The 3,035-nt window shown below is 30.0% G+C and carries 5 protein-coding genes; all 5 read right to left on the bottom strand.

The genetic code is table 11. The features are described from left to right. Positions 1-4 precede the first annotated feature (4 nt). Positions 5-190: a hypothetical protein gene (locus OL66_RS01940; RefSeq protein ID WP_034172250.1), complete on the bottom strand. Its 186-nt coding sequence runs from the start codon at positions 188-190 to the stop codon at positions 5-7. Between the two features lie 656 nt (positions 191-846). Continuing rightward, positions 847-1,452 carry a hypothetical protein gene (locus OL66_RS01935; RefSeq protein ID WP_034172249.1) on the bottom strand — a complete coding sequence of 202 codons (606 nt, stop codon included), beginning with the start codon at positions 1,450-1,452 and terminating at the stop codon, positions 847-849. A gap of 38 nt (positions 1,453-1,490) precedes the next feature. Then, positions 1,491-1,640 (bottom strand): hypothetical protein, encoded by a 150-nt coding sequence (locus OL66_RS04135; RefSeq protein ID WP_173401684.1) that lies wholly within the window; start codon positions 1,638-1,640, stop codon positions 1,491-1,493. A gap of 1 nt (position 1,641) precedes the next feature. Next, positions 1,642-2,256 (bottom strand): dTMP kinase, encoded by a 615-nt coding sequence (gene tmk, locus OL66_RS01930; protein WP_034172248.1) that lies wholly within the window; start codon positions 2,254-2,256, stop codon positions 1,642-1,644. Between the two features lie 73 nt (positions 2,257-2,329). Continuing rightward, positions 2,330-2,959 carry a YqaJ viral recombinase family protein gene (locus OL66_RS01925; protein WP_034172247.1) on the bottom strand — a complete coding sequence of 210 codons (630 nt, stop codon included), beginning with the start codon at positions 2,957-2,959 and terminating at the stop codon, positions 2,330-2,332. Positions 2,960-3,035: the final 76 nt, after the last annotated feature.

Here is a 3,035-nt window from a genome sequence, read left to right as displayed (position 1 = left end):
TCGCCTACAATATTCCAGGTGTACCCGCGCCTTTGTTAGCTGCAATTTTATTGAATGCAGTTAACGTATTATGAAAGTTATTCATTCCTTGCTGTAATTCTCTTTTTAGAGGATAGTTATTTGTAGAACAATATAGAATCTTATTCAATGTTCGCGAAAGCTTAGTTTCATCTGAAACAGTTGTTGACATATTTATCAACTCCTTCCTTGATTACAGTGAATAAATAGTAAATTACTAGCTACTTTCGCCTTGTAAAGGTTATTAACCTTCGCCCTGGTGGGTCATTGTGTTAGCATATTCCAATGCTAACTTTGAATTATCCACGACTATTAAATAGCTTCTTTATCCTTGAGCGTCTTGGCATTTATTCCTTGACTTGTTAATTAAATAACTAGCTTTTAGGATTCTCCAAGTTACTCTAAATATCTACCTTTGTCCATTAGGTGAAGTAACCGCTTATGTTTTTTTGTCTTTCCTGACTGTCGGTGAGATTCCAGGTTTTCTTTATTGATAAACTATCCACTACAAGCGTTATATATTGATAGACTCTGGACTATACGGTTTCGGTAGTTTGCGTACTAGGTTAACAAATTACATCTGCTTTTCTTCTTAGACCATTTCAGGCTTATCCATGGGACAATTTGGTGGCGGTATCATCTTGACTAACTACTTCGTCTCAATCCGCTTTTATGGTCTGCTGTAATCCATTATTCTTTCGTTTAACGGACCGACCATATCCATTCAGTGTTTATCGCACTGGTTATTGGTTAGATAACACGATATTTAGGCATCTTTGGCGCCCACGCTTTTTGTTCGTTGGTTAACATTTTATATTAACTCCTTTATTATTTTTTAATGATGTTGATGTTAGAAAAAGGGATGAATTGAAAGGTAATTAAGTTTTGTAAGAAATTGTTGGCTGAATTGGAAAATAAGTTAATTACTTGATTAATGCCTTGGACTTTTCCTTGATTGATTTTCTTGTTTAGTCTTTGGGTTTCGGTTTCGTTGTTGGTTAATAAATAAAACTCAAAACGAGTATCTAATTTTTTTAATTGTTGTCCTTCTACCATGGTTTGTTTATAGCGGTCTCGGAGACAAGTTTTAAAATTAAAAGCGATTATTCTTTTATTTTTAGTAAATAAAACTAAATCAAATTTAATGTCGGGGATAAAAAATAAATTTACTTGAGGGTATAAATTAGTGATACCTTTATTTTTAAAATATAATAAAATGAGATATTCATTGATTTTACCGCGGATGACTTTTTGGGATTGGGAATTGATATTGTTGGATTCAAAATAATGGTTTAATTGTTGGTGATTGGTCTTCATGTAGGTATCAATTGGTAAATTGAAAGTTAGTTTTTGAAAAACGGTTTTTAATATTTCAATGCATTTGGTATTCGTATTTAAATGTTTAATATTAAAAAAATCTTGGTTATTTAACATTTGATATTCCTTTCTTTAAATAAAAAAAGACCTTTAAATTAAGGTCTTTTGTTGGTTTTTTTAGTTTTAAAAATTCTTTTTGTTTTCCAAGTGATGGTGCCATCTTTATGAATAGTTTTGATTTTTCCATTAGAAAAATAGATGTAAGTGTTGCCGTTTTGGCAGGTTTTTTTAATTATGATCACCATTTTATAATGCTCCTATTTGTTTGATTATTTGATTTTGGTTAGTTAATGTTGTTTTGCTATTCATCTCTTTTAAGATTAATTTGTGGCCGAGGTTTTTTATTTCTAAGAATAATTCATATCCTTGGCTTACTTGGCGAAAGTATGATAAAGGATGAGTTTCTATGACGTCTAATTTATGATCTTTTTGGTTTTGTTTACGTTCTAAACCTAATTGTGGTTTGATTTTGAGATAAACAGTCATATCTGGTTTAATAAATTGTTTATTAAGTAAATTAAAAAGCTGATAATTTTTATCAATGTTGCGAGGATAAGCTTGATAGGCAAAGTTAGAACCTAACCATCTATCTATTAAAATGATTTTATTAGTTTCTAAATGTGGTTTTATTTCCTCTTCTTGGATTTGTTGCATATTAGCAAAACTCAATAAATAGCGAGTTAATGGTTTTAATTGGGCATTAGTTAAAAAGATATCACGAAGAGGTTGGCCGATGGAGGAACCGCCTAACCCTTGTAGAGTAATTACTTCGTGGCCTTGTTTTTCTAATTGTTTTCTAATTTTTTGAATTAAAGTTGTTTTACCACTGCCATCTAAGCCTTCAAAAACTATTAATTTCATTTTTTTCTCCTTTGAATTGAAATTTGGGCATAAAAAAAAGACCTTCGATTTGAAGGTCTTAGGGTTTTAATTATTATTTAAATTTACTTAATCGTTTTAAATAAGTTGTTTGTGATAATTCTTGTTTATTTTTTGATAAAAGTTCTAAATATTGTTTGCTATCTTGAATCATTTTGGTAATAAAATTATTATCTAAGTAAATTCTGACTACATGATAATCATTATCATTAAAATAAAATAAAAAATAAGCAAATTTAGCTTGGGAACAATAGAGTTGACATTGAATTTGAGCCCAGTAGTTAATAGGGACTTCTTGGTAGGAAAAGAAGCCATTCCATGATGTTGATATATTGTTGTTTTCATCGCGATAAGGACATTTGATTTCTAAGAGAGTGTTGGTTTGTTGATTATAACCATCTAAGGAAGCGGAAAACATTTTGACTTCATCATCGGTAAAGATGGTATCAGGAAAATTTAGATTAGTTGTTTTTTCAAAGAAAGTTCTAGCTAAAGGTTCGGTTTTATTACCATGTTCGGTGTATTTATTGAAAGTAAATGTGGTGCCAAAGAGTTTATCGTGGACTAATTGTTCTAAGGTTCTAAATTTATCTTTTCCAGTAATGCTTCCAATTTCGGAAGCGTTAATATATTTTTTGCGGTGTTGGTACCATTCTTTGGTACGTTGTGATAGTTTGATTCTCATGGTTATTTTTCTTTCTTAAATAATGAGATGATATATTGGCCTAAATAATAAATAAATTTAATTATATAATGTAAAA

It is taken from the genome of Chrysanthemum yellows phytoplasma, assembly GCF_000803325.1.
GTDB classification, from domain to species: Bacteria; Bacillota_I; Bacilli_A; order Acholeplasmatales; family Acholeplasmataceae; genus Phytoplasma; species Phytoplasma asteris.
This window is presented reverse-complemented; position numbering and strand designations above follow the sequence as displayed.

What these genes read in the sequence shown, in the direction of transcription:
- OL66_RS01925 (WP_034172247.1), bottom strand. Translation starts at nt 2,959, where the DNA reads ATGAGAATCAAACTATCACAACGTACCAAAGAATGGTACCAACACCGC.
- OL66_RS01935 (WP_034172249.1), bottom strand. Translation starts at nt 1,452, where the DNA reads ATGTTAAATAACCAAGATTTTTTTAATATTAAACATTTAAATACGAAT.
- OL66_RS01940 (WP_034172250.1), bottom strand. Translation starts at nt 190, where the DNA reads ATGTCAACAACTGTTTCAGATGAAACTAAGCTTTCGCGAACATTGAAT.
- tmk (WP_034172248.1), bottom strand. Translation starts at nt 2,256, where the DNA reads ATGAAATTAATAGTTTTTGAAGGCTTAGATGGCAGTGGTAAAACAACT.
- OL66_RS04135 (WP_173401684.1), bottom strand. Translation starts at nt 1,640, where the DNA reads ATGGTGATCATAATTAAAAAAACCTGCCAAAACGGCAACACTTACATC.